Consider the following 22,890-nt stretch of genomic DNA (forward strand, 5'->3'; position numbering starts at 1 on the left):
CGGCGGCGCAGGGCGTTGACAAGCGCCCCGCCCGCGCCGGAGGTATCGCCCCATGGCCGATCCGCTGGTCCGCTTCGAACGCGTCCGCAAGACCTACGGCACGGCCGGCACCACCGCCGTGCAATCCCTCGACCTCGACATCGCGCGCGGGGAGCTGATGACGCTGCTCGGCCCCTCGGGTTCGGGCAAGACCACCACCCTGATGATGCTGGCCGGCTTCGAGCTGCCGACCGAAGGCCGCATCCTGCTGGAAGGCCGCGACATCGCGCAGACGGCGCCGCACCGGCGTGGGATCGGCGTGGTCTTCCAGTCCTACGCCCTGTTCCCGCACATGACGGTCGCCGAGAACGTCGCCTTCCCGCTGTCGGTCCGCGGCATCGGCCGGTCGGAGCGCCAGGCGCGCGTGACGAGGGCGCTCGACATGGTCCGCCTCGGCGGCTTCGGGGAGCGGCGTCCGGCGCAGCTCTCGGGCGGCCAGCAGCAGCGCGTGGCACTCGCCCGCGCGATGGTCTTCGAACCGCCGATCGTGCTGCTCGACGAACCGCTCGGCGCGCTCGACAAGGCGCTGCGAGAGGAGATGCAGCTCGAGATCCGCCACATCCACCAGCGGCTGGGCGTGACGATGATGTACGTGACCCACGACCAGGCGGAAGCCCTCACGCTGTCCGACCGCATCGCGGTGTTCGAGGGCGGGCGCATCCGGCAATGCGCCGATCCGAAGGCACTCTACGACCGCCCCGCCGATGCCTTCGTCGCGGGCTTCGTCGGCGAGAACAACCTGCTGCCTGGCGTCATCGAGGCCCGTGACGGGGAGGATTGCACGGTGCGCCTGCGCTGCGGCCCCGTGGTGCAGGCCACGGCGGCCGATTGCGGCGGCCGCGGGGAATCCTGCGTTGTCGCGGTCCGTCCCGAACGGATCGCGGTCGCCGGCGTGACGGCATCGGACCTCGGGGAACGCGCGCTGCCGGCGACGGTGCTCGAGGCGATCTTCCTCGGCGACCATGTCCGCCTGCGCCTGGGTGTCGGCGATGGCGGGGAGATCCTGGCCAAGCGCCCGGCGGGCGTCGGCAGCCTGCCCGAACCCGGCGGGCCGGCCGCGATCGCCTGGCCGGAAGGTGCGGCCTTCGCCTTCCGCGAGACCGCGCCGCGGGTCTAGTCTGCCGCCCTGCAGCGACTGAAGGAGACGCAAGATGGACCGCCGCACGATCCTCAAGGGCGCACTCGCCGCCGCAGCGCTGCCCGCCGCCGCCAGGGCGCAGGGCCGCGACCTGACGGTGGTCTCCTGGGGCGGCGCCTACCAGGACGCGCAGCGCGAGGTCTATTTCCGTCCCTTCCAGCAGCAGACGCGCAACCGCCTGCTCGAGGAGACCTGGGACGGCGGCATCGGCGTCCTGCGGTCGCGCATCGCCTCGGGCGCCAATACCTGGGACGTGGTGCAGGTCGAATCCGAGGAACTGCTGATCGGCGCCGATGAGGGCCTGTTCGAGCCGCTCGACTGGGCCGCGATCGGCGGTAAGGACGCCTACATCGCGGAAGCGGTGAACGACTATGGCGTCGGCGCGATCCTCTATTCCTTCATCATCGCCTATGACCGTGCGCGCATGGCGCAGGGCCCTGCGAACTGGGCGGATTTCTTCGACACCGCGCGCTTCCCCGGCAAGCGCGGCATGCGCAAGGGCCCCAAGACGACGCTGGAAATGGCGCTGATGGCCGACGGCGTGGCCCCGGCGCAGGTCTATGAGGTGCTCGGCACCCCCGCCGGCGTGGACCGCGCCTTCCGCAAGCTCGATTCGATCAAGGCCGACATCGCCTGGTTCGAGCGCGGATCCCAGCCGCCGCAGTGGCTCGCGGCCGGGGAGGTCACGCTGACCGTCGCCTACAACGGGCGGATCTCGGCCGCCAACGCGACCGATGGGCGCAACTTCGCGATCGTCTGGACCAACAACATCTTCACCCTGGATTCCTGGGTGATCATGAAGGGCAGCCCGAACAAGGCGAAGGCGGTCGAGTTCCTGAAGTTCGTCGGCCAGCCCGCCGTGCAGGCCGGCCTGCCGCCCAAGATCCCCTATGGCGTGACGGCGAAGGGCGTGAACGAGCGCCTGCCCGCCGAGGTGCTCGCGAACCTGCCGACCGCGCCGCAGAACATCGCCAACGCGCTGCAGCTCAGCGACCGGTTCTGGCTCGACAACCTCGACCGGCTGACGCAGCGGTTCAATACGTGGGTGTCGCGCTGATCCGGAGGGGCTCTGCCCCTCCGGGCCACCCCGCCAAAGGCCGAAAGGCCTTTGGAAACCGATACCCGGCGCCTGGACCCCGTGATTGGTTTCCAAAGGCCCTTAGGCCTTTGGCGGGGAGAGGTCCGGAGAGGGGCAGCGCCCCTCTCCGGGACGCCCCGTGAGGCGCCCTGTCGGCGCGGCCCTGCTCACCGCGCCCCTGCTGCTGTTCCTGCTGGTGACCTTCGTCGCCCCGATCGGTGCGTTCCTGTGGCGCGGCGTGACGGATGACGAGGTCCGCCCGGTCCTGCCGCGCACCGTCGTCGCGCTGGCGTCGTGGAACGGCACCGGCACGCCCGGGGAGGAAGCCTTCGCCGCCCTGGTCGAAGACCTGCGCGCCGCGCGCAGCGGCGACCGCGGCGCCATCCCCCGCGCCGCCGCGCGGCTGAACGCCGACCGCCCCGGCTTCCGCGGCCTGCTGCCGATGACCGCCCGCCGCGTTGAAGCGCCCTTCGAGGGCAGCGCGCGCGCCGCCGTGCTCGCCATCAGCGCCGAGTGGGGCCAGCCCGAGACCTGGGGTGCCATCGCGCGCGCCGGCGGGCCGATGTCGTCCTTCCATGTGCTCGCCGCGCTCGACCTGCGCCGCGATGCGACCGGGGCGGTCCGGCAGGCGCCGGAGGACACCCGCGTCTTCCGCACCGTGCTGCTGCGCAGCCTGTGGATCTCCCTGCTGGTCACGGCGGTCTGCCTGGCGCTGGGCTGGCCGCTCGCCTGGCTGATCGCGACGTCACGGGGCCTGGCGGCGACGCTGCTGCTGGCGGCGGTGATGCTGCCCTTCTGGATCTCGCTGGTGGTGCGCACGGCGGCCTGGATGGTGCTGCTGCAGCGGGAAGGGATCGTGAACGCGGCGCTGCAGGCGGGCGGCATCATCGAGACGCCGTTGCCGCTGTTGATGAACCGCTTCGCCGTGGTGCTCGGGATGGTGCACATCCTGCTGCCCTTCATGGTGCTGCCGCTGGTCGCGGCCTTCCGGGGGCTCGACCCGCGGCTGCCGCGGGCGGCGGCCTCGCTGGGCGCCGCGCCTTGGCGGGTGTTCCTGCGGGTGACGCTGCCGCTGTCGCTCCCCGGGGTCGGGGCGGGGTGCATCCTGGTCTTCATCCAGGCCCTGGGCTTCTACGTGACGCCGGCGCTGCTGGGCGGACCGAACGACCAGATGCTGGCCTGGTTCGTGGGCTTCTATGCGACGCGCAGCGTGAACTGGGGCCTGGCGGCCGCGCTGTCGATCGTGCTGCTGGTCGCGGTCGGGCTGTGCGTGGCGCTGTACGGGCGGCTGGCCGGGTTCCGCCGGCCGGGGGCGGCGTGATGGCCCGCGGCATCCTCTGGGCACTGGGCGTGCTTGTGGCGGTGTTCCTGGTCGCGCCGATCGTGGCGATCCTGCCGCTGTCCTTCTCGGCCGGGTCCTTCCTGTTCTACCCGCTGCCGGGGCTGTCGCTGCGCTGGTACGAGGATTTCTTCGCCTCCCCCTTCTGGCTGCCGGCGTTCTGGAACTCGATGGGGATCGGCACGGCGGCGGCGGCGCTGGCGACGCTGCTCGGCACGCCGGCGGCCTTCGGGCTGTGGCGCATGACGGGCGCCTTCCGGGCGGTGGCGATGGGCGTCGTGCTGGCGCCGATGGTGGTGCCGGTCATCGTCGTGGCGGTCGCGCTGCTGCTGGCCTTCGGCCCGCTGGGGCTGGTCGCGACCCATACGGGGCTGGTCATCGCCCATGCCATGCTGGGCGTGCCCTTCGTGGTGGTGACGGTGCTGGCGTCGCTCGAGGCCTTCGACCCCGTGCAGCTGCGGGCCGCGGCGGCCTGCGGGGCGGGGCCGATGCGGGCCTTCTTCCGCGTCTGCCTGCCGCAGATCGCCCCCGGGGTGGCGGCGGGGGCGGTCTTCGCCTTCGCGACCTCGCTCGATGAGGTGGTGGTCGCCCTGTTCGTCGCCGGCCCGGCGCAGCGGACGCTGCCGCGGCAGATGTTCTCCGGCCTCAACGATCAGATCAGCCTGACGACGACGGCGGCGGCGGCGATGCTCGTGGTGATGTCGGTGCTGCTGCTGCTGGCGGTTGCCTGGCTGCAGGCCCGCGGCCGGCGGCGCCTTTCGGGCTGACCCCGGCCTCCTGCGGGCCGGGGCGGAGCCCGTTCTTCTTGACTCTTCGTCACCAGAAGCCTAAGCGCGGCGCGATCTTTCCGTATTGGAAAGGCATGCTCCCATCCGTGGGGGCCGGAACCGGGCGAACCGTGACGCGCCCACCCATCCGGGTCCGGATCTGCTGCCGCTGAAGGCGCGCCGGGCCAAGTCGTTCCCGCGACAGGCGGGCGCGCAAGCCGCATCCCCCGCCGCGCTGTGGCGGGAGACACCGGAAAGCACAGGACTGCATGGCCACCATTACCGCCGACCGCGCGGGCAGCGAGGATTTCGCCGCCCTTCTCGATGCCACGCTTGGCCCCGACACCGGCTTCGCCGGCTCCGTCGTCACGGGCCGCGTCGTCCGGGTGGACGATGATGTCGCGGTCGTCGACGTCGGCCTCAAGAGCGAGGGGCGCGTGCCCCTCAAGGAATTCGCCGCCCCCGGCGCCAAGCCCGAGGTGAAGCCCGGCGACCTGATCGAGCTCTTCGTCGAGCGCTACGAGGACCGCGACGGTTCCATCGTCCTGTCGCGCGAGAAGGCGCGGCGCGAGGAAGCCTGGACGAACCTCGAGAAGTCCTTCACCGCGAACCAGCGCGTGAACGGCGTGATCTTCGGCCGCGTGAAGGGCGGCTTCACCGTCGACCTCGGCGGTGCGGTGGCCTTCCTTCCGGGCTCGCAGGTCGACATCCGCCCGGTGCGCGACGTCGGCCCGCTGATGGGTTCGCCCCAGCCCTTCCAGATCCTCAAGATGGATCGCGCCCGCGGCAACATCGTCGTCTCGCGCCGTGCGGTGCTCGAGGAGACCCGTGCGGAGCAGCGCAGCGAGCTGATCCAGGGCCTCAAGGAAGGCATGATCCTCGACGGCGTGGTGAAGAACATCACCGACTACGGCGCCTTCGTGGACCTGGGCGGCGTGGACGGCCTGCTGCACGTCACGGACATCGCCTGGCGCCGCATCAACCACCCCTCCGAGGCCCTGACCATCGGCCAGCCGGTGAAGGTGCAGGTCATCCGCTTCAACCCGGAGACGCAGCGCATCAGCCTCGGCATGAAGCAGCTGATGTCGGATCCGTGGGACGGCGTGGCGCTGAAGTACCCGGTGAACGCGAAGTTCTCCGGCCGCGTCACCAACATCACCGACTACGGCGCCTTCGTGGAGCTGGAGCCGGGCGTCGAGGGCCTCGTGCACGTGTCCGAGATGTCCTGGACGAAGAAGAACGTCCATCCGGGCAAGATCGTCGCGACCTCCGAGCAGGTGGACGTGATGATCCTCGACGTGGACGAGCCGAAGCGCCGCATCTCGCTCGGCCTCAAGCAGGCCCAGGGCAACCCCTGGGAGCTGTTCCTCGAGGCGCACCCGCCGGGGAACATCATCGAGGGCGAGATCCGCAACATCACCGAGTTCGGCCTGTTCATCGGCGTCGGCCCGGACATCGACGGCATGGTCCACATGTCCGACCTGTCCTGGGACCAGCCCGGCGAAGTGGCGATGCAGGCCTACACCAAGGGCCAGATCGTCAAGGCGAAGGTGCTCGACGTGGACGTCGAGAAGGAGCGCATCTCCCTCGGCATCAAGCAGCTCGAGGCCGACCCGGCCGCCGAGGTGCTGGACCGCGTCCGCAAGGGCGACATCGTCACCTGCGTGGTGACGAAGGTCGAGGCGAACGGCATCGAGGTGAAGGTCGACGACGTGCTGACCGGCTTCATCCGCCGGGCCGAGCTCGCGCGTGACCGTGCCGACCAGCGTCCGGACAAGTTCGCGATCGGCGAGAAGGTCGACGCGAAGGTGACCGCCGTGGACCGCGCCGCCCGCCGCCTGGCCCTGACCATCAAGGGCAAGGAAGTCGAGGAGGAGCGCGAGGCGATGAAGGAGTACGGTTCGGCCGACTCCGGCGCGTCGCTGGGCGACATCCTCGGCGCGGCGATCCGCCGCCGTCGCGAGATGGCCGGCGAGGAGTGATCCCGAAACGCCTCACGGCGTGACGGCTTGGACCCCCGGGGCGGCGACGCTCCGGGGGTTTCTTTTTGACCGGCGCGGGAGGGGGGCACACACGCGCGCTTGAGGCGCCTTCGACGCTGCAGCATGATCGCCAATCCGTTGCGTCGGCGGAACTGGAGCTTCCCCGTTGATGCCGCCACGGATTCCGCTGAGGAAGGCGCGCCAAGAATGCTGATGGATCCGCAGAGAAAAATTGATCAGGAAAGCGAGCTGTGGTGTGGCGCCGCCTGCACGCAGTACATTCTGCGGGCTCTACAGCGATACAAGAAAGAACGTCATTCACAACAACTCATCATGAGCGAGATACAGACGCTCGGAATAGTGGATTGGTGCGGTAGCACCCCTGCCGCTATTGCTAGATATTTATTGCAGGAATGTACGGGCAGAAAAGAACCGATCCAGATCTTTCGATTGAAAAACGAGAATAAATATGCTGGCCGCCTTCACATATGGGCGTTGAAGCATGACCTGAAGGGTGTCTATCAGAAATGGAATCAGGCGGTCCCGTTCACATCGGATGAAGTCATCCTTCGGTTCGTGACACCGAAGGAGTCCGGGCTGTCCAGCCATTTTGTCGTGGAAACCCATTTCGAGAACTACAGCTCCCCGTTTCAGTTGATGGATCCCGCCCCGGGCGAGGATGTCTATGTCGGGCGCGATTTCGACGAGTGGCTGGCCACCAAGGGCGCCGACTACCAGCCGACATCCCTGGATCTCGTCATCCACGGCTGAGGGATCGTGCGGGCGTGCGGGCGCCGACCCGCGGCCGCCTGCGCGAAGGGCGAGCAAACGTCCAGCCCTCCGGACACGCGGGATCCCGTCCGCCGCGGGGCGCGACCCGGATCGGGGAGCCGCGGGTTGGGGCGGAACGGACTGCGCTGCACCCCTTGCCCCGTCCGCCGCGCATCGCCATTCAGGCGACATGTCCCTCGAAGCCGACCTCCTCGCCGACCGTCGCCGTCTTCGCCGGCGCCTGACCTTCTGGCGGCTGGTCGCGATCGCCGTCTTCTTCGGCGCCCTCGGCGTTGCCGCGGCCATGCGGGCGCCCGGCGCGCTGCCCGGCGCGCAGCACGTCCTGCGCCTGCCGGTCTCGGGCACGATCACCGAGGATCGCCGCATCGTGCAGGCGCTCGACCGCGCCGCGACGGACAACGCGGTGCGCGCCGTGGTCGTCGCCATCGACAGCCCCGGCGGCACGATGGCGGGCGGTGAGGCGCTGCACGCCGCGCTGCGCCGCATCGCCGAGCGCAAGCCGGTCGTCGCCGTGATGGGCGCAACGGCGGCCTCCGCCGGCTACATGATCGCGATGCCGGCCCAGCGCGTCTTCGCCCGGGAAGCGACCGTCACCGGGTCGATCGGCGTGCTGCTGCAGTCCTTCGACATCTCGGAACTCATGGAACGCGCCGGCATCCGCCCGCTGACCATCGCCTCCGGTCCGCTCAAGGACCAGCCGAGCCTGTTCCGGCCGCTCACCGAGGAAGGCCGCGCCGCGCTCGACCGCGTGATCCAGGATCTCCATTCACAATTCGTCGACATGGTCGCCGCCGGGCGGCACATGGAGGCCGCGCGCGTGCGGACCTACGCCGATGGCCGCGTCTTCACCGGGCGCCAGGCGCTCGAGGCGGGGCTGGTCGACGCCATCGGCGGGGAACGCGAAGCCCGCGCCTGGCTTGCCGCCGAACGCCAGGTGCCGGAATCCCTGCCGATCCGCGACGTGCAGACCCGCGGCACGGCGGAACGCCTGGTCTCCCAGGTGACCGAGAGCATGATGAAAACCCTTTTGTCGGAATGGCTTGGCGTTGACGCCCCTCGCGCCCTTTGGCAGCCTCGGCCCTGACGCGGGAAGCGCAGCGCGGCACAGCGACGCCGCGACCGAGGGAAGGCCACGCATGACCAAATCCGAGCTGATCGCGCACCTCGCAGGTGCCAATCCCCACCTGCGCCAGCCGGACGTGGAGCTGATCGTCAGCACCATCTTCGAGGAGATCACCGCCGCCCTCGCGCGCGGGGACCGGGTGGAGCTGCGCGGCTTCGGCGCCTTCTCGACCAAGGCGCGCGACCCGCGCACCGGGCGGAACCCCCGCACCGGGGAGACGGTGGAGGTCTCCGCCAAGTCGGTTCCCTATTTCAAGCCGGGCAAGGAACTGCGGGAACGCATCAACAAGGGCGCGACGTCCCCGGCGCGGCGCGCGCCGGCGCGTGCGACGGCCTGATGCGCCTGCTCCTCTTCATCCCGCTGGCCGCGCTGGTGGTGCTCTTCGCCCTGTCGAACCGGCAGCCGGTGGAACTGCGCCTGTGGCCCTTCGACGTGACCTGGACGGCGCCGGTCTCGCTCGCCGTGCTGCTGCCCGCGGCGGTGGCCTTCCTGATGGGCGCCCTGATCGTCTGGCTGGCGGATTTGCCGGCGCGCCGGCGCGGCTGGTCGGCGCAGCGCCGCGCCACCGCCCTGCAAAGCGAGATCGACCGCATCCACGCCGCCGAGAAGGCCGCGGCGGCCGATCGCCTGGCAGGACCGGCCTGATGCTCGCGAAACCGACGGGCGGCGCGGCGCGGATCATCCCGGCGCTCGACACCGGCGACCTCGCGCGCGCCGAAGCGCTGGCGGCCGCGCTGGCCGGGCGTTGCGGCGTGCTGAAGGTCGGGCTCGAGCTGTTCTGCGCGGCCGGCGGGCCGGCGGTCGCGGCGATCGCCCGGCATGCGCCGGTCTTCCTCGACCTCAAGCTGCACGACATCCCCAATACGGTCGCTGGCGCGTTGCGGTCGCTGCTGCCGCTGCGCCCCGCGATGGTCACGCTGCATGCCGGCGGCGGCCCGGCCATGATCGCCGCCGCACGCGCGGAAGCCGAGAAGGCCGGCGCCGACCGCCCGATCCTGCTCGCCGTCACGGTGCTGACCAGCATGGATGCCGCAGCACTTGCCGCGACCGGCGTCGCGGACACGCCGGCCGAGCAGGTGCGGCGGCTCGCGAAGATGGCCGTCGCGGCGGGTGCGGACGGGCTGGTGTGCAGCCCGCGGGAAGCCGCGCTGCTGCGCGCCGACCTCGGCCCCGGCCCGGCCCTGGTGGTCCCGGGCGTGCGCCCCCCTGGCAGCGATGCCGGCGACCAGGCCCGCATCGCCACCCCGGCCGAGGCGGTCGCCGCCGGTGCCGACTGGATCGTCGTCGGCCGCCCCATCACCGGCGCGCCGGACCCGGCCGCCGCGGCCGCCGCCATCGCCGCCGGCATCCCCGACTGACCGCGATGCCCGTCGAGGTGAAGATTTGCGGCATCCGCGATGCCGAGGGCTTCGACGCCGCCATCGGCGCCGGCGCCGACCTGATCGGCTTCGTCTTCTTCCCGCCCTCCCCGCGCGCGGTCACGCCCGGCCAGGCCCGCGCGCTCTCGGCACGCCATGCCGGCGGGCCGATCCGCACGGGGCTTTTCGTCGACCCGACCGACGACCAGATCGCCGCGGTGCTGGCGGAACTGCCCCTCGGCCTGATCCAGCTGCACGGCACCGAGACGCCCGAACGTGCCGCCGCCATCCGCGCGCGCTTCGCGACGCCAGTGATGAAGGCGCTCGGCGTCGGCACCGCGGCCGACCTCGACGTCGTTCCCGCCTATGCCGACGTTGTCGACCGCTTCCTGTTCGACGCGCACCCGCCGCCCGGCGGCCCGCTCCCCGGCGGCAACGCCCAGCCCTTCGAATGGCGCCTGATGGCCGGGCGGACGATCCCGAAGCCCTGGCTGCTCGCCGGCGGCCTGACGCCCGGCAACGTCGCCGAGGCGATCCGCACCGCGCAGGCGCCGGGCGTCGACGTCTCCTCCGGCGTCGAGCGCGCCCGCGGCGTGAAGGACGCCGCGCTGATCCGCGCCTTCATCACCGCCGCCAAGGGTTGACGCGGCCCGCGCCGCTGGAGGACCGTTCCGCCGACCAACGGAGGAACGACCGATGCGCGTGCTGACGCTTCTCGTGGCCCTGCTGGCCGCGGCCTGCTCGAGCGGCCCGCGTCCCGATCCGTTCCTCTATACGGGCTCCAACCAGCAGGCGATGGCCGGCGAGCTCTGGCTGCCCGAGGGCACCGAGCGCGTGCCCGTCGTCGTCCTGTCCCATGACGTGCGCGGCAAGCGCGACGCCCATCTGCAGGACTACATCAACGCGCTGAAGGGCTCGGGCGCGGCGGTGCTGGTGCTCGACCATTACGGGCCGCGCAGCGTGGATCCGTCGTCGGGCCCGCCGGCCAACCGCGCCTGGGTGACCGCGGTGGACTTCGCCTTCGATGCGCTCGGCGCGCTCGATCGCCTGGCGGACCATCCGCGCATCGATCGCCGCCGCGCCGGCCTGGTCGGCTTCGGCGAGGGCGGCGGGGCGGGCGTGCTGCTCGCCGCGCACCAGGCGGTGCAGGCCGGCCGGCCGGCCAATGCGCCGCGCTACCTCGCCTATGCCGCGGTGACGCCCGAATGCGCCTACCGGCTCGGCAACCGGGCCATCGGCCGCACGCCGATCCTGATGATCGTGGGCGATCGCGACAACCGCACCGGCAAGCCGGCCTGCGAGGACCTCGCCTCCTACCTCCGCGCCGCCGGCGCCAACGTGACGGTCAACACCTACCAGAACGCCCGCCACGGCTTCGACGACCCGGCCGGCCCGGTCCGCGCCGACCCGCAGGGCGAGAACATCACCCGCTGCGTCTGGCAGCAGGGCTCCGACGGGCTGTGGCGCGAACGCGCCTCGGGCATCTCGGGCATTTCGCTGTTCCGCGTCGGCGCCAACGACCAGACGATCGGCGCCTACAACCGGTCCCGCGCCGCCTGCCGGACGCTCGGCACCGAGACCCAGGGCGACGCCGCGCTGCGCGGCCGCGCGGTGGGCGAGGTGACGGGGTTCATGAAGACCCACGTCATCGATATCCGCGTGCGGTGAAGGCCCGGCCTGCGGGCGCCGCGCGGCGCCCGGGCAGGGAGCGTCCGGCGAGAATGTCCGAACCACGCGATCCGTGGCATCGGCCCCTCTTTCCAGACTCCGTTCCCCCTCCACCTATGGCCGGCCTCCAGCGGTTCCGCTAAAGGGACCGCTTTCCCGGGAACGCCGAGAGATCCCCTTGAACAAGCCGCTCCCCAATTCGATGCGCCAGGGCCCGGACGCCCGCGGCCGGTTCGGTCCCTTCGGGGGCCGCTTCGTCGCCGAGACGCTGATGCCGCTGATCCTCGAGGTCGAGAAGGCCTATGAGGAAGCCAAGAACGACGCGGCCTTCATGGCCGAGTGGCGGCGGCTGCTGACGCATTACGTCGGCCGGCCGAGCCCGCTCTGGTACGCCGGGCGCATGACCGACCACCTGCGCGCCGCGGCCGGCGCCGGGCAGGGCGCGAAGGTCTACTTCAAGCGGGAAGAGCTCAACCACACCGGCGCGCACAAGATCAACGCCGTGCTCGGGCAGATCCTGCTCGCGAAGAAGATGGGCAAGACGCGCGTCATCGCGGAGACCGGCGCCGGCCAGCACGGCGTGGCGACCGCCACGGCCTGCGCCCTGTTCGACCTGCCGTGCACGGTCTTCATGGGCGCGACCGACGTTGCCCGCCAGCAGCCCAACGTCTTCCGCATGAAGCTGCTGGGAGCGGAGGTCCATCCCGTCACCTCCGGCGCCGCGACGCTGAAGGACGCGATGAACGAGGCGCTGCGCCACTGGGTCGCGAATGTCGAGGATACCTACTACTGCATCGGCACCGTCGCGGGCCCGCACCCCTATCCGCAGATGGTGCGCGACTTCCAGTGCGTGATCGGGGACGAGACGAAGCAGCAGATGCTCGCCACCGAAGGCCGCCTGCCCGATGCGCTGGTCTGCGCCGTCGGCGGGGGATCCTCGGCCATGGGCCTGTTCCATCCGTTCCTCGATGACGAGGGCGTCGCGATGTATGGCGTCGAGGCCGCCGGCCGCGGCGTCGACACCGAGGAACACGCGGCGTCGATCACCCGCGGCCGTCCGGGCGTGCTGCACGGCAACCGGACCTATCTGCTGCAGGACGACCACGGCCAGATCCTGGAGGCGCATTCGATCAGCGCGGGGCTCGACTATCCGGGCATCGGCCCCGAGCATTCCTGGCTGCACGAGACGGGCCGCGTGAACTACGTCACCGCCACGGACGACGAGGCGCTCGAGGCCTTCCAGCTCTGCTCGCGGCTCGAGGGCATCATCCCCGCGCTCGAGAGTGCGCACGGCCTGGCCTACGTGATGAAGCTCGCGCCCACGATGAAGCAGGACGACATCGTGGTGCTGAACCTCTCGGGCCGTGGCGACAAGGACATCTTCACCGTGGCGCACCACCTTGGGGTGAAGCTGTGACGGCCCCGACCACCAGCCGCCACGTGCACGACAGCGCACGACGCGACAGCCAGGCGGCCCGAGGCCGCGCCCGGCGTCTGAGGGCATCCACATGAGCCGTATCGCTGCGCGCTTCGCCGCGCTGAAGGCCGAAGGGCGCGGGGCGCTCATTCCCTTCCTCGAGGCCTATGACCCCGATCCCGCCACCTCCATGGCGATCCTGCGCGGCTTCCCCCGCGCCGGCGCGGACCTGATCGAGATCGGCGTGCCCTTCACCGACCCGATGGCCGATGGCCCGACCATCCAGCGGGCCGGCCAGCGCGGGCTGAAGGCGGGCGCGACGCTCTCCGCCACCCTCGCCATGGTGCGCGACTTCCGGCGCGAGGACGACGCCACGCCGGTCATCCTGATGGGCTACTTCAACCCGATCCTGTCCTATGGCGTCGAGCGCTTCTGCACCGACGCGGCGGCATCGGGCGTGGACGGGCTGATCGTCGTCGACGTCCCGCCCGAGGAAGCGGACGAGATCGAGCCCCATGCGCGCGCGAACGGGCTCGACCTCATTCGCCTGGTGGCGCCGACCACGGACGAGGCGCGGCTGCCGCGGGTGCTCGCGGCCACCTCGGGCTTCGTCTACTACGTCGCGATCACCGGCATCACCGGGACGCGCAGCGCGACGAGCGAGGCGCTGGCCGCCGCCATCCCGCGCATCCGCCGCCACACCGACCTGCCGATCGCCATCGGCTTCGGCGTCCGCAGCCCCGAGCAGGCGGCCGAGGCCGCGCGCATCGCGGACGGCGCCGTGGTGGCCTCCGCGCTGATCGACACGCTGGCCGAGAACCTCGATGCGCAGGGCCGCGCGAAGCCCGACGCGGTGCGCAAGGTGCTCGACCAGGTCCGCGCGCTGGCCGAGGCGATCCGCGCCACGCCCAAGGCGGCATGATGCGAGCGGCGGGCGGCTCGGCCCCCCGCCTACGCCGCGCGCCCGTCGGGAAGCACGGTGATCGACCTGTCCTCGAAGAAGTGCGCGGCGCGCCGCGCCCCATGGGCGCGCAGCGTTTCCAGCAGCGCGGGCGACCGGTCGAGCTTCGACTGGTAGTCGAGGTGCAGGTCGAGTTCGATCTCCCGCACGGTGATCGCCGCGTAGCGGTCCGCGACGTCGGGTGAGGTCAGCCGCAGCCGGTTGAAGCGGCGGATCATGTCGAGCTCCTGGTCGAGCGGCACGTTGCCCGCCATCTCGTTCCGCCGGTCGTCGATCTCGGCGACGGTCATCGGCTCCTCGGCCCGCCGCCGCGGATTGAGCCGGATGACCCAGAGCTCGCGCGGCTTGGGGTCGAGGTCGAGCAGGTCGCGCAGCGGCGGGTTCTGGCTGAACATCCCGTCCCACCACAGCCCACCGCGGGTCCGGACCGCGCGGAAGATGGGTGGCACGGCGGCCGAGGCGACCACGTCGTCCAGCGTCAGGTCCTCGCCGCCGAAGATGCCGGCCTCACCCGTCAGGACGTTCGCGGCCGCGATCCGCAGCGCCGGGCCCGCACGGCCGGCGGGCAGCGCGTCGAGCCGCAGATACGCGCCGAGCAATTCGCGCAGCCGCGGCTCGGCCAGCGCGCAATAGGCATAGGGGCTGAGCTGCGCCGTCACCGGCAGCCGCGCGAAGGCGAGCGACCAGTCGTTGACCACCCGCTCGATCGGGTCCGAGGCGGCGACATGCGTCCAGAAGGCCTCGAGCCGCCGGCGCGCATCCGCGAAGCCGCCGGTCAGCAGCCCCGCCCAGGCCAGCGCCGCGCAGACCGCCCCGCCCGAGGTCCCCGACAACCCGCGCAGCGTGAAGCGTTCCGCGTGATGCGGCCCGAACAGCGCGTGCAGCGCCCCGGCGGTGAAGGCGGCATGGCTGCCCCCGCCCTGGCAGGCGATGGCGACGAGCGGCGGCTGGGTCATGGCAGGCTCCCTGCGGGGATGGGGGGACACCTGGGTTGCGCGCCGCCGCGCTTCTACTCCGCGACGCGGCTCCAGCCCGGCCCGGGATCGAAGGCCGTGATCTCGCGCGCCTCGCGGGCCGTGTCGGGGCCCAGGTCCTGTTCGTAGACCACGCCCGTGTGGCTCACCATGAAGGTCTTGATGCCGGAATTGCCGTAGACGGCCGGCCACGCGACGACCGCGAAGCCGCCGATCATCCGCCCGTTCACGACGAAGTCCGCCGCGCCGCCCGGCGCATTCGGCCCCTGGGCTTCGAGGATGCGGAAGAAGTAGCCGTGATAGGGCTGCGGCCGGTCGCCCGGCGTGCGCGCGTAGCCGCCCGCGCTCGCCGCCGCCATGAAGGGTCCGAGCGGGCTGTCCGCCTCGCCCGGCTGGGTCGGCCAATAGAGCCCGTCGCGCTGCCCGGGCGAGGAGAAGAAGCGCCGCGCATAGGCCTGGAAGGCGCCCTGGCGCCCGACGGTGCTCGCGAAGTCGCGCTGCGCGTCGACCACGGCGCGCAGCGTCTCGATGGTGTCGAGCTCGTTGCGGCCGATCCGGCGGTTGGCGATCTCCTGCCCGCCGGCGACGGCGTCGAAGCGCCAGGTCCCGCCGCGCTGGATCATCGGGATCGGCAGCGGCCAGCCATCGTCGCCGACCTGCAGGACGGCGCGGTCGGCGGACGGCCGGACGATCTCGTTCTTCCGGTCATAGGCGGCGAGGAAGCGCTCGCGCGCCGTGCGGTCGGCCACCGGATCGCCGGAGCGGATGTAGCGGGCGCCCGCGCTGCCCAGGACGCGCACCCCCTGCGCGTCACTGCGCGCGCGCAGCGCGGCGACGAAGGCGGCGAAGCCGTCCTCGGGCGAGCGGAACGCCTGGGGCGGGACGGGGCGCGGGGCCGCCTGCTGCTCAGCCGGGGACGCGGGTTCGGGCGCCGGGACCTGCGCGATCGCGCCGCCGGCCAGGAGAAGGGCCGCGAGGCCGCCGAGGATCGTGGTCCGGATCATGGCCTGTCTCCTCACCGCCGACCGCCGCGCCCACCGCCGCGGGCTGCGCGCCCGCCGCCGCCGCCGGCCGGACGTGCCGCGGCGCGCTGATGCGCCTGGGCGCGCGCGGCCGGCTGCCCCTGCCGGCTTGCCGCGCCACGCTGGGCTGCGGCGCGTTCCCGGCCGCCATCGCCCATGCCCTGGAAGCCCTGCGGCGCCTGGCGCTGCTGCCGTTGCGGCTGGAACCCCTGCGGACGCCCGGCGGCATTGTGCTGCACTGCGGGGCGTTGCTGCGCCGCGCCGCCGCCCGGGCGTTGCGCCCCGGCTCCGGCGCCGGCGCGGTTGGCCAGGTTCGCGCCGCCGGGCCTCTGGGCACCCGCGCCGCCGCGGTCGCCGAGCGACGGCCGGTTGCCCCCACCCGGCCCGCGATCCCCGAGCGTGGGCCGATCCCCGCCGCCTGGCCGCTGCGCGCCCGCACCGCCGCGATCCCCGAGCGACGGCCGGTCCGCGCCGCCCGGACCTCCACGGTCTCCGAGCCCCCCGCGATCACCAAGCCCGCCGCGATCACCAAGCCCACCACGATCCCCGGGCCCGCCGCGGTCGCCGAGGCCCTGCCCGCGTTCCGCCTGGTCCACGCGCCCGCGGAACTGGTCGCGCGCCTGCGCCCGGTCGCGGTCGGTCATCGCCGGACGCGACCCGTCCGGCCGGTTGGCATTCACGCGGTTGCGGACGTCGTCGCTGCGATAGGCCACGCCCTGGCGATGCGTCGTGTCGTGCCGCCAGGTGTTGCCGCTGATCTGTGCCCGGTTGACGTTGATGTTGTTGTAGCGGTTCGCGTTGACGTTGATGTCCCCGCGCCCCCAGTTCGCGCTGCCCCAGCCCCACAATGAGCCGACGATCGCCGCGCCCCCCGCGAAGGCCATACCGGTCAGCAGCGCGCTGCCCAGCCCCCAGCCCACCGGCGGCGGGTAGTAGGGCGGCGGATACTGCGGATAGGGCCAGGTGCCGTAGACCACGTTCGGGTTGTAGGCGGGCACGTAGACCGTGTCGGGCTGCGTCGGCGCGATGGTGATGACCTGCGGCGGCGGGGCGACCGCTGGCGTCGCGTCGCCCGCGGCGGGCGGGGGGACGGTCACGTTCTGCGTCACCGTCACCGTCTGCTGCGGCCCGGACTGCAGGGCGCCGTTCGCCTGGGCGCGGCCGCGCAGCACCTGGACCGCGTTCATCACGTCCTGCTGCTGCGCCAGCACCGCGTCGCCGACCTGCTGCGTCCAGTCGAGCTGGTCGTTCATCATCGTCAGCACGTCGGGGAACGGCACCAGCGACTTCACCGACGGGTCCCAGGACTGGGCGTTCAGCGCCTGCGCCAGCGCATCCCCGCGCAGCGCGCCGTTCTGCCCCTGACCGAGCCAGCGCTTCGCTTGCACCACCTCGAGCGGATAGGTCGAGGCCATCAGCATCTGCATCAGCAGGTCGTCGGGGTAGAGCGCGATCGGCGCGAGCAGTTGCTCGAGTTGCGCCTGGGTCAGCCGGTCCTGTTGCGGAGACACGGCGACCGGCGCGGGCGCCCGGGCGGTCGGCGGCGCGCCTTGGGCGAAGCCCGGCCGCGGCGCGCCGGCAAAGGCCGCGACCCCGCCGAAGGCCATGGCGAGCGCGATCAGGGCGGCCTTCCGCGCATCGCCGCGATCCCGGGGGAGGGGGGACTTGGAGGGGCAGGCTGGCATGGTCGTGTTCCTGGACGCCCGGCCGAAGTTTCGGCCTGCGTCATGTAAGCGCGGAACACACCCCGCTGGCCAGCGGGCTGCGCCCCCTCAGGCCGCGCCGTCGATCAGCGCACCGGTGCTGCGCCCGCGGCCCGGCTCCAGCGTCTTCATGTAGAAGCGCCCCGCCACCGTCTGGCCGCGCACCCGCGCGTAGAAGGGATGGGTTCCCCAGTGCTGGTAGCCCAGGCTCTCGAACAGCGCGATCGCGGTCGCCTGCGTCTCCCGCACGTCGAGGTTGATCACCCGGTGGCCCAGCGCGGCCGCCCGTTCCTCGACCTTCGCCACCAGCATCCGCGCCAGGCCGAAGCCGCGCGCATAGGGGGCGATGTAGGCGTGGGTCAGCGTCGCGGCGAAGGCCTGGGCCTCGTTGTTGCGCGGCGGGCGCACCAGCAGGGCCGAGCCCACGGCATGCCCGTCCAGCCGCGCGACGAACAACTCGCGCTCCGGCACCAGCAACACGCCCCGGAAATGGCGTTCGAGGGCGCCACGGCCCTGCGGTTCCACCCAGCCGAAGCCGCCGCTTTCGATGATGGCGGCGTCGGTGGCCTCGGCGAGGTCGGCGAGATCCGCCTCCGACAGCCGCTCCACGCGCTCGACGGCGAGTTCCCGCGCGGCCTGGAGGGCAGCGGAACCGTTCACGGTTCCCACCGCAGGAAATTCGCCAGCATCTTCAGCCCCACCGGTCCGCTCTTCTCGACGTGGAACTGAAGCCCGGCGAGGTTGCCCCGCGCGATGACCGCGGTCACTGGACCGCCGTAGTCGGTGGTGGCGACGACGTCCTCCGGGTCCTCGGCCTCGAAGGCGAAGGAATGGACGAAATAGACCTGGTCGCCCGGCTTCACCCCGTCGAGCACCGGGTGATAGCCGGCTTCGAAGGACAGCGCGTTCCATCCCATCTGCGGCAGCGGCAGCGGCAGCCCGTCCGGCCCCTTGGGGTCCATCGGCGCCACCGTGCCGGGAATCCAGCCGAGGCCCGGCGTCTCCCCGTGCTCGAGCCCGCGCGTGCCCATCAGCTGCATCCCGACGCAGATGCCCAGGAACGGCACGCCCTGCCCACGCACCCGTTCCTCGAGCGCGTCCACCATGCCCGGCAGGGCGTCGAGCCCCCGCCGGCAGGCCGCGAACGCCCCCTGGCCCGGCAGCACGATGCGGTCCGCGACGCGCAGGTCGGCGGCGGCCGTGACCACCTTCACCACCGCCTCGATCTCATTGTCCTCGGCCGCCTTCTCGAAGGCGCGCACCACCGAGGCCAGGTTGCCCGACCCCGGATCCACCACCGCGACACGCTGAGCCATGGTCGTCCCCTTCCCCTCAGCCGGCGGCCACGCGGGCCAGGTCGGGGCGGAAGGAGGCGAGATTGAGGACGGCCGCGTCCTCGTCCCGCGCCACCAGCACCGCCTCCGGCCGGAAGCCCTGAAGTCCCAGCCACCACGCTTGCAGGTTCCGTGCCTCGAAGCCGATGAAGCATTGCAGGCCGGCCAGCGCGAAGGGCACCGCCGCCACCGGCAGCAGCGCGCCGAGCAACGCCACCAGCGCGAAATGCATCGCCGCCAGCGCGATCAGCCCGTTCCACAGGAACCAGATCGTGGGGAACAGGAAGGCACCCCAGGAAAAGCCGTCCCGCACCAGCACCACCCTCGGCGCCTTCCTTTCGGAAGCCGGCCTGCCATGCACCGTCCAGACGCGCATCCTCAGGCCTCCAGCACACCCTTGGTCGAGGGCACCGCGCCTGCCGCCCGCGGGTCGGGCTCGACGGCCTCCCGCAGCGCGCGGGCGGCCGCCTTGAAGCAGGCCTCAGCGACATGGTGCGCGTTGGTGCCGGCCTTCAAGGTCATGTGCATCGTGACGCCGGCATTGAAGGCGAGGGCGCGGAAGAACTCCTCGAACAGCTCGGTGTCCATCTCGCCCACCTTGTCGCGGGCGAAGGGTACCGACCAGGCCAGGAAGGGCCGGCCGGAGATGTCGACCGCGCATTCCGCCAGCGCCTCGTCCATCGGCAACAGGGCGGCCCCGTAGCGGCGGATGCCGCGCTTCTCCCCCAGCGCCTTCTTCAGGCACTGGCCGAGCACGATGCCCACATCCTCGGCGGTGTGGTGGAAGTCGATGTGCAGGTCGCCCACCGCCGCGATTTCCATGTCGATCATGGAGTGGCGGGCGAGGGCGGTCAGCATGTGGTCGAGGAAGCCGACCCCGGTGGCCACGGTCGCGCGGCCCGTGCCGTCCAGGTCGACGGCGACGCGGATGTCGGTTTCGGCGGTCTTGCGGGCGATCTCGGCACGACGCGGCAGGGCGGGAAAGCCATCCATGGGCGCTTCCTACGCCTCCCGGGGCTATGCCCGCAACGGCCGCCGGCGAGCCGGGGCGGCGAACCACCAAGGCGGCCGCCCGGCGCCGCGTTTCCGAGCGGACCGGGCCTCACCGGGAGGGCCTCGGCCGGCACGTGCGGGGACGCACCTCGACAGCGTCGCGTCCGGACCCGGTTCGCAGGCGACGGACTGGCGTGCCGGTTCCGAAGTCCGCGCCATCCGGGCGCCGAACACATCGCCGACCCCCCCCGGCCGTCCCGATGCGACCAGGGAAGGTCAGGATCGGCGGACATCCCGGCGAGAGATCGGCGTCCCATCCGGCGGCGAATGGTTGACATATCCATATTCGGACACTAAATCCGAATATGGAGATACTGCCCATGAGACGTGCCCATCACCCTGCTCCGTCCATGGCCCCGGCGCCCGTGCCGCTCGACGCGTCCCGCTTCACCTCGGCCAATCGGCGGCGCCTGAGCGGCCCCGCCATGCGCACCTTCATCGCCATCGCCGATCTGTGGGCGCTGTCGCAGGACGACCGGCTGCTGGTGTTGGGGCTGCCGTCGCGCTCGACCTATTACGGCTGGGTCAAGGCGGCCCGCGACGGCGAGGACATCACGCTGCCCACCGACACCCTGTTGCGGATCTCCGCCGTGCTCGGAATCCACAAGGCGCTGCGCATCCTCTTCGCCTCGGATGCGGACGGCCTGCGGTGGCTGCGCGAACCGCATGCGGCGCTGCCCTTCGGCGGCCAGCCGCCCATCGCCCTGGCCCTGGGCGGCACGCAGGACGGGCTGATGCTGCTGCGGCGCTTCCTCGATGCGGCGCGCGGCGGGCTCTACATGGCGCCCAACGCCGCCGATGACGGCGCCGCGGCGCTGTCGGACGAGGACATCCTCATCACGTGACCCCCGAAGCCCTGGTCGAAGCGCCGCAGCCTGCCTGGCGCCTAATCCCTTCCAGGTTTCCCCCGATCGCCGCCTTCGACACGGTCGCGACACCCGGCGATCTCGAGGCGGTGATGGAACTCGAGGGATGGACCAACGATCGCCTCGTTGCGGAGCGGATCGCGCGGCTGCCGCGCGAGCAATGGGTCTACGGCACCCCGAACGCCAGCGTCGTCATGGCGTCCTTCCTTCATGCCGCGCCGGCGGGGTCACGCTTCAACGGACCCGAACTGGGCGGATGGTACGCGGCCGCGGCGCTCCCCACCGCGATCGCGGAGGTGGCGCACCATCTGCGCCGCGAAGCGAGGGCCCGTGGCAGGACCGAGGAGCGGCGGACCTTCCGGTGCTATACGTGTCGTCTGATCGGACGCGATTATCGCGACCTCCGCGGTCAGCAGGAGCTCCGGCCGGACCTCTACGCCAGCACCAGCTACGCCGCGTCGCAGGTCTTCGGGGAGGCCGTCCGCGCATCGGCGCAGTCCGGCATCGTCTATGACAGCCTGCGCCATCGGGGCGGGACGAATGTCGTGGCCTTCCGTCCCAGGCAGATCCTCGATGTCGTGCAGACGGGGCATTACGACCTGATCGTCCCCGTCGAAGGACGGATCATCGCGCGGACCCTGAGGGCGGCGGTCTAGAGGCGTTTCCGTTCGCCATGGCGCACGGCGATGCCTCGAGGTCTTCTGTTTCGCGGACATCTTCACCCGATCAAGTGGTTCCCCCTGATCGGGATCCGCTCCGGTTGCGCGTCCTGGCGCGCGACCCCGGCGCGCACCGGGCCGCGCCGTGCGGAAGCGACCTGCCCAAGGTGGCGCATCCGGAACGCGCCCCGCCTGCGCCGGATGCCGCGCGAGGATTGCCGCGACGGATCAGCAGGCGACGACATTGACGGCGAGGCCGCCGAGCGAGGTTTCCTTGTACTTGTAGGACATGTCGCGGCCGGTCTGGCGCATGGTGGCCACCGCCTGGTCGAGGCTGACGCGATGCGTGCCGTCGCCATGCAGCGCCAGCCGGCACGCGTTGATCGCCTTCACGGCGGCGATGGCGTTCCGCTCGATGCACGGCACCTGGACCAGCCCGCCCACCGGGTCGCAGGTCAGGCCCAGATTGTGCTCGAGCCCGATCTCGGCGGCGTTCTCCACCTGCGCGTTGCTGCCGCCGAGCGCGGCGGCCAGGCCGCCGGCCGCCATGGCGCAGGCCGATCCCACTTCCCCCTGGCATCCCATCTCGGCGCCGGAGATCGAGGCGTTGCGCTTGATGATCGCGCCGATCGCCGAGGCCGCGAGCAGGAAGGTCTCGACACCGGCCGGCGAGGCGCCGGGGACGAAGCGATCGTAGTAGTGCAGGACGGCCGGAATGATGCCCGCGGCCCCGTTGGTCGGCGCGGTGACGACGCGCCCGCCGGCCGCGTTCTCCTCGTTCACGGCCAGGGCCCACAGATTGACCCAGTCCATGGCGCCGAGCAGGTCCGGGTCGTTGGCGGCGCCCTGGACCTCCAGCCGGCGCAGCAGCGCGGCGGCGCGGCGGCGGACGCGCAGGCCGCCGGGCAGCTCGCCCTCACCCGCGAGGCCCCGCGCCACGCAGGCGCGCATCGCGCTCCAGATGCGGGCGAGGCCCGCCGAGAGATCGCGGCCTGGATGGGCGACGCTTTCGTTCCGCCGCACGAGCTCCGCGATGGTCAGCCCGGCGTCCTCGGCGCGGCGCAGCAGCTCGGCCGCGTCGCCGAACGGATGGGGAACCGGCGCTTCCGCCCGGGCGGCGGCATCGAGCGGTCCGCCAGCCTCATCGAGCACGAAGCCGCCGCCGATCGAGTAGTAGGCGCGCCCGACGGGATCGCCCCGGCCCGTGGCGGTGAAGGACAGGCCGTTGCTGTGCAGGGGCAGGGTTTCGCGCGGATGGAAGACGATGTCGGCGGCGGGATCGAGCAGCACCTCCTCCCCGCTCGGCAGGGTGAGGCGCCGGCGGCGCTGGATGGTGGCGAGGATCACCGCGGCGTCGTCGGGATCGAGCGTGTCCGGCTGTGCGCCGGTAAGGCCGAGAAGCAGCGCGGTGTCCGTCGCGTGGCCGCGGCCGGTCAGGGCGAGCGATCCGTAGAGATGGGCCGAGATCCGCTCGATGCCCGCCGGCAGGCGCGCGGCGAAATCCGCCGCCGCCACCATCGGGCCCACCGTGTGCGAACTCGACGGCCCGAGGCCAATCCGGAACAGGTCGAGAGGCCCGATCCATGGTGTGCCGCCGGCGCTTTCGGTCATCGGGTC

Annotated in this window: 24 protein-coding genes; 16 read left to right on the top strand and 8 right to left on the bottom strand. The window is 72.0% G+C overall.

Annotated elements, in window-relative coordinates:
- Window positions 1–52: 52 nt before the first annotated feature.
- From GWK16_RS07330 to trpA, 14 genes are all read left to right on the top strand, one after another.
- On the top strand, window positions 53–1,156 hold the full coding sequence (locus tag GWK16_RS07330) for an ABC transporter ATP-binding protein (protein ID WP_170053287.1): 1,104 nt from the start codon (window positions 53–55) through the stop codon (window positions 1,154–1,156).
- A 34-nt stretch (window positions 1,157–1,190) separates the two neighbouring features.
- The gene (locus GWK16_RS07335; RefSeq protein ID WP_170053288.1) at window positions 1,191–2,234 is read left to right on the top strand and encodes an ABC transporter substrate-binding protein; all 1,044 of its coding nucleotides are present in this window, start codon (window positions 1,191–1,193) and stop codon (window positions 2,232–2,234) included.
- 160 nt (window positions 2,235–2,394) lie between these two features.
- Window positions 2,395–3,576, top strand: coding sequence for an ABC transporter permease subunit (locus tag GWK16_RS07340; RefSeq protein WP_170053289.1), 1,182 nt, complete (start codon window positions 2,395–2,397; stop codon window positions 3,574–3,576).
- Complete coding sequence (locus tag GWK16_RS07345; RefSeq protein ID WP_170053290.1) at window positions 3,576–4,361, top strand: ABC transporter permease; 786 nt, start codon at window positions 3,576–3,578, stop codon at window positions 4,359–4,361. Before GWK16_RS07340 ends, GWK16_RS07345 begins: the two co-directional genes overlap by 1 nt.
- A gap of 269 nt (window positions 4,362–4,630) precedes the next feature.
- The gene (gene rpsA, locus GWK16_RS07350) at window positions 4,631–6,343 is read left to right on the top strand and encodes a 30S ribosomal protein S1 (protein WP_168041734.1); all 1,713 of its coding nucleotides are present in this window, start codon (window positions 4,631–4,633) and stop codon (window positions 6,341–6,343) included.
- Window positions 6,344–6,466: 123 nt separating this feature from the next.
- Window positions 6,467–7,114 (top strand): hypothetical protein, encoded by a 648-nt coding sequence (locus GWK16_RS07355; RefSeq protein WP_170053291.1) that lies wholly within the window; start codon window positions 6,467–6,469, stop codon window positions 7,112–7,114.
- A 190-nt stretch (window positions 7,115–7,304) separates the two neighbouring features.
- A complete protein-coding gene (gene sppA, locus GWK16_RS07360) occupies window positions 7,305–8,219 on the top strand; it encodes a signal peptide peptidase SppA (RefSeq protein ID WP_170053292.1) in 915 nt (304 codons plus the stop codon).
- Between the two features lie 52 nt (window positions 8,220–8,271).
- A complete protein-coding gene (ihfB, locus tag GWK16_RS07365; RefSeq protein ID WP_170053293.1) occupies window positions 8,272–8,595 on the top strand; it encodes an integration host factor subunit beta in 324 nt (107 codons plus the stop codon).
- The gene (locus GWK16_RS07370) at window positions 8,595–8,903 is read left to right on the top strand and encodes a lipopolysaccharide assembly protein LapA domain-containing protein (RefSeq protein ID WP_170053294.1); all 309 of its coding nucleotides are present in this window, start codon (window positions 8,595–8,597) and stop codon (window positions 8,901–8,903) included. Before ihfB ends, GWK16_RS07370 begins: the two co-directional genes overlap by 1 nt.
- Window positions 8,903–9,616 (top strand): orotidine-5'-phosphate decarboxylase, encoded by a 714-nt coding sequence (gene pyrF, locus GWK16_RS07375; RefSeq protein WP_170053295.1) that lies wholly within the window; start codon window positions 8,903–8,905, stop codon window positions 9,614–9,616. Before GWK16_RS07370 ends, pyrF begins: the two co-directional genes overlap by 1 nt.
- A 5-nt stretch (window positions 9,617–9,621) precedes the next feature.
- A complete protein-coding gene (locus GWK16_RS07380; protein WP_170053296.1) occupies window positions 9,622–10,260 on the top strand; it encodes a phosphoribosylanthranilate isomerase in 639 nt (212 codons plus the stop codon).
- A gap of 52 nt (window positions 10,261–10,312) precedes the next feature.
- Window positions 10,313–11,284 (top strand): dienelactone hydrolase family protein, encoded by a 972-nt coding sequence (locus tag GWK16_RS07385; RefSeq protein WP_170053297.1) that lies wholly within the window; start codon window positions 10,313–10,315, stop codon window positions 11,282–11,284.
- Between the two features lie 178 nt (window positions 11,285–11,462).
- The gene (gene trpB / locus GWK16_RS07390; protein ID WP_170053298.1) at window positions 11,463–12,701 is read left to right on the top strand and encodes a tryptophan synthase subunit beta; all 1,239 of its coding nucleotides are present in this window, start codon (window positions 11,463–11,465) and stop codon (window positions 12,699–12,701) included.
- A 91-nt stretch (window positions 12,702–12,792) separates the two neighbouring features.
- A complete protein-coding gene (gene trpA / locus GWK16_RS07395) occupies window positions 12,793–13,623 on the top strand; it encodes a tryptophan synthase subunit alpha (protein ID WP_170053299.1) in 831 nt (276 codons plus the stop codon).
- A 29-nt stretch (window positions 13,624–13,652) separates the two neighbouring features.
- Here the strand turns inward: trpA and GWK16_RS07400 are convergent, their stop codons facing one another.
- From GWK16_RS07400 to hisB, 7 genes are all read right to left on the bottom strand, one after another.
- Complete coding sequence (locus tag GWK16_RS07400; RefSeq protein ID WP_170053300.1) at window positions 13,653–14,618, bottom strand: patatin-like phospholipase family protein; 966 nt, start codon at window positions 14,616–14,618, stop codon at window positions 13,653–13,655.
- A 53-nt stretch (window positions 14,619–14,671) separates the two neighbouring features.
- Window positions 14,672–15,640, bottom strand: coding sequence for a DUF2950 domain-containing protein (locus GWK16_RS07405; RefSeq protein WP_170053301.1), 969 nt, complete (start codon window positions 15,638–15,640; stop codon window positions 14,672–14,674).
- An 11-nt stretch (window positions 15,641–15,651) separates the two neighbouring features.
- On the bottom strand, window positions 15,652–17,343 hold the full coding sequence (locus GWK16_RS07410; protein ID WP_170053302.1) for a DUF3300 domain-containing protein: 1,692 nt from the start codon (window positions 17,341–17,343) through the stop codon (window positions 15,652–15,654).
- Between the two features lie 87 nt (window positions 17,344–17,430).
- Entirely contained in the window at window positions 17,431–18,021 is a 591-nt protein-coding gene (locus GWK16_RS07415) for a GNAT family N-acetyltransferase (protein ID WP_168041722.1), read from the bottom strand.
- A complete protein-coding gene (hisH, locus tag GWK16_RS07420; protein WP_168041721.1) occupies window positions 18,018–18,677 on the bottom strand; it encodes an imidazole glycerol phosphate synthase subunit HisH in 660 nt (219 codons plus the stop codon). Before hisH ends, GWK16_RS07415 begins: the two co-directional genes overlap by 4 nt.
- Before the next feature lie 16 nt (window positions 18,678–18,693).
- A complete protein-coding gene (locus GWK16_RS07425) occupies window positions 18,694–19,071 on the bottom strand; it encodes a DUF2628 domain-containing protein (RefSeq protein ID WP_170053303.1) in 378 nt (125 codons plus the stop codon).
- Window positions 19,072–19,073: 2 nt separating this feature from the next.
- The gene (gene hisB, locus GWK16_RS07430; RefSeq protein ID WP_170053304.1) at window positions 19,074–19,688 is read right to left on the bottom strand and encodes an imidazoleglycerol-phosphate dehydratase HisB; all 615 of its coding nucleotides are present in this window, start codon (window positions 19,686–19,688) and stop codon (window positions 19,074–19,076) included.
- 380 nt (window positions 19,689–20,068) lie between these two features.
- Between hisB and GWK16_RS07435 the strand changes: the two genes are divergently transcribed.
- Together GWK16_RS07435 and GWK16_RS07440 are read left to right on the top strand one after the other, a co-directional pair.
- The gene (locus GWK16_RS07435; RefSeq protein ID WP_170053305.1) at window positions 20,069–20,593 is read left to right on the top strand and encodes an MbcA/ParS/Xre antitoxin family protein; all 525 of its coding nucleotides are present in this window, start codon (window positions 20,069–20,071) and stop codon (window positions 20,591–20,593) included.
- The gene (locus GWK16_RS07440) at window positions 20,590–21,270 is read left to right on the top strand and encodes an RES domain-containing protein (protein WP_170053306.1); all 681 of its coding nucleotides are present in this window, start codon (window positions 20,590–20,592) and stop codon (window positions 21,268–21,270) included. The genes GWK16_RS07435 and GWK16_RS07440 overlap by 4 nt, the downstream gene beginning before the upstream one ends.
- Window positions 21,271–21,501: 231 nt before the next feature.
- On the opposite strand, the gene GWK16_RS07445 is transcribed toward GWK16_RS07440, so the two are convergent.
- Window positions 21,502–22,884, bottom strand: a complete 1,383-nt coding sequence (locus tag GWK16_RS07445) for an L-serine ammonia-lyase (protein ID WP_170053307.1) — start codon at window positions 22,882–22,884, stop codon at window positions 21,502–21,504.
- Between the last annotated feature and the right edge of the window lie 6 nt (window positions 22,885–22,890).

The sequence above is a fragment of the Neoroseomonas marina genome, assembly GCF_012927745.1.
Classification (GTDB): domain Bacteria; phylum Pseudomonadota; class Alphaproteobacteria; order Acetobacterales; family Acetobacteraceae; genus Neoroseomonas; species Neoroseomonas marina.

What these genes read in the sequence shown, in the direction of transcription:
- trpA (WP_170053299.1), top strand. Translation starts at nt 12,793, where the DNA reads ATGAGCCGTATCGCTGCGCGCTTCGCCGCGCTGAAGGCCGAAGGGCGC.
- GWK16_RS07425 (WP_170053303.1), bottom strand. Translation starts at nt 19,071, where the DNA reads ATGCGCGTCTGGACGGTGCATGGCAGGCCGGCTTCCGAAAGGAAGGCG.
- pyrF (WP_170053295.1), top strand. Translation starts at nt 8,903, where the DNA reads ATGCTCGCGAAACCGACGGGCGGCGCGGCGCGGATCATCCCGGCGCTC.
- hisH (WP_168041721.1), bottom strand. Translation starts at nt 18,677, where the DNA reads ATGGCTCAGCGTGTCGCGGTGGTGGATCCGGGGTCGGGCAACCTGGCC.
- GWK16_RS07385 (WP_170053297.1), top strand. Translation starts at nt 10,313, where the DNA reads ATGCGCGTGCTGACGCTTCTCGTGGCCCTGCTGGCCGCGGCCTGCTCG.
- GWK16_RS07410 (WP_170053302.1), bottom strand. Translation starts at nt 17,343, where the DNA reads ATGCCAGCCTGCCCCTCCAAGTCCCCCCTCCCCCGGGATCGCGGCGAT.
- ihfB (WP_170053293.1), top strand. Translation starts at nt 8,272, where the DNA reads ATGACCAAATCCGAGCTGATCGCGCACCTCGCAGGTGCCAATCCCCAC.
- GWK16_RS07345 (WP_170053290.1), top strand. Translation starts at nt 3,576, where the DNA reads ATGGCCCGCGGCATCCTCTGGGCACTGGGCGTGCTTGTGGCGGTGTTC.
- rpsA (WP_168041734.1), top strand. Translation starts at nt 4,631, where the DNA reads ATGGCCACCATTACCGCCGACCGCGCGGGCAGCGAGGATTTCGCCGCC.
- GWK16_RS07380 (WP_170053296.1), top strand. Translation starts at nt 9,622, where the DNA reads ATGCCCGTCGAGGTGAAGATTTGCGGCATCCGCGATGCCGAGGGCTTC.
- GWK16_RS07330 (WP_170053287.1), top strand. Translation starts at nt 53, where the DNA reads ATGGCCGATCCGCTGGTCCGCTTCGAACGCGTCCGCAAGACCTACGGC.
- GWK16_RS07445 (WP_170053307.1), bottom strand. Translation starts at nt 22,884, where the DNA reads ATGACCGAAAGCGCCGGCGGCACACCATGGATCGGGCCTCTCGACCTG.
- GWK16_RS07405 (WP_170053301.1), bottom strand. Translation starts at nt 15,640, where the DNA reads ATGATCCGGACCACGATCCTCGGCGGCCTCGCGGCCCTTCTCCTGGCC.
- GWK16_RS07335 (WP_170053288.1), top strand. Translation starts at nt 1,191, where the DNA reads ATGGACCGCCGCACGATCCTCAAGGGCGCACTCGCCGCCGCAGCGCTG.
- hisB (WP_170053304.1), bottom strand. Translation starts at nt 19,688, where the DNA reads ATGGATGGCTTTCCCGCCCTGCCGCGTCGTGCCGAGATCGCCCGCAAG.
- GWK16_RS07400 (WP_170053300.1), bottom strand. Translation starts at nt 14,618, where the DNA reads ATGACCCAGCCGCCGCTCGTCGCCATCGCCTGCCAGGGCGGGGGCAGC.
- sppA (WP_170053292.1), top strand. Translation starts at nt 7,305, where the DNA reads ATGTCCCTCGAAGCCGACCTCCTCGCCGACCGTCGCCGTCTTCGCCGG.
- GWK16_RS07370 (WP_170053294.1), top strand. Translation starts at nt 8,595, where the DNA reads ATGCGCCTGCTCCTCTTCATCCCGCTGGCCGCGCTGGTGGTGCTCTTC.
- GWK16_RS07435 (WP_170053305.1), top strand. Translation starts at nt 20,069, where the DNA reads ATGAGACGTGCCCATCACCCTGCTCCGTCCATGGCCCCGGCGCCCGTG.
- GWK16_RS07355 (WP_170053291.1), top strand. Translation starts at nt 6,467, where the DNA reads ATGATCGCCAATCCGTTGCGTCGGCGGAACTGGAGCTTCCCCGTTGAT.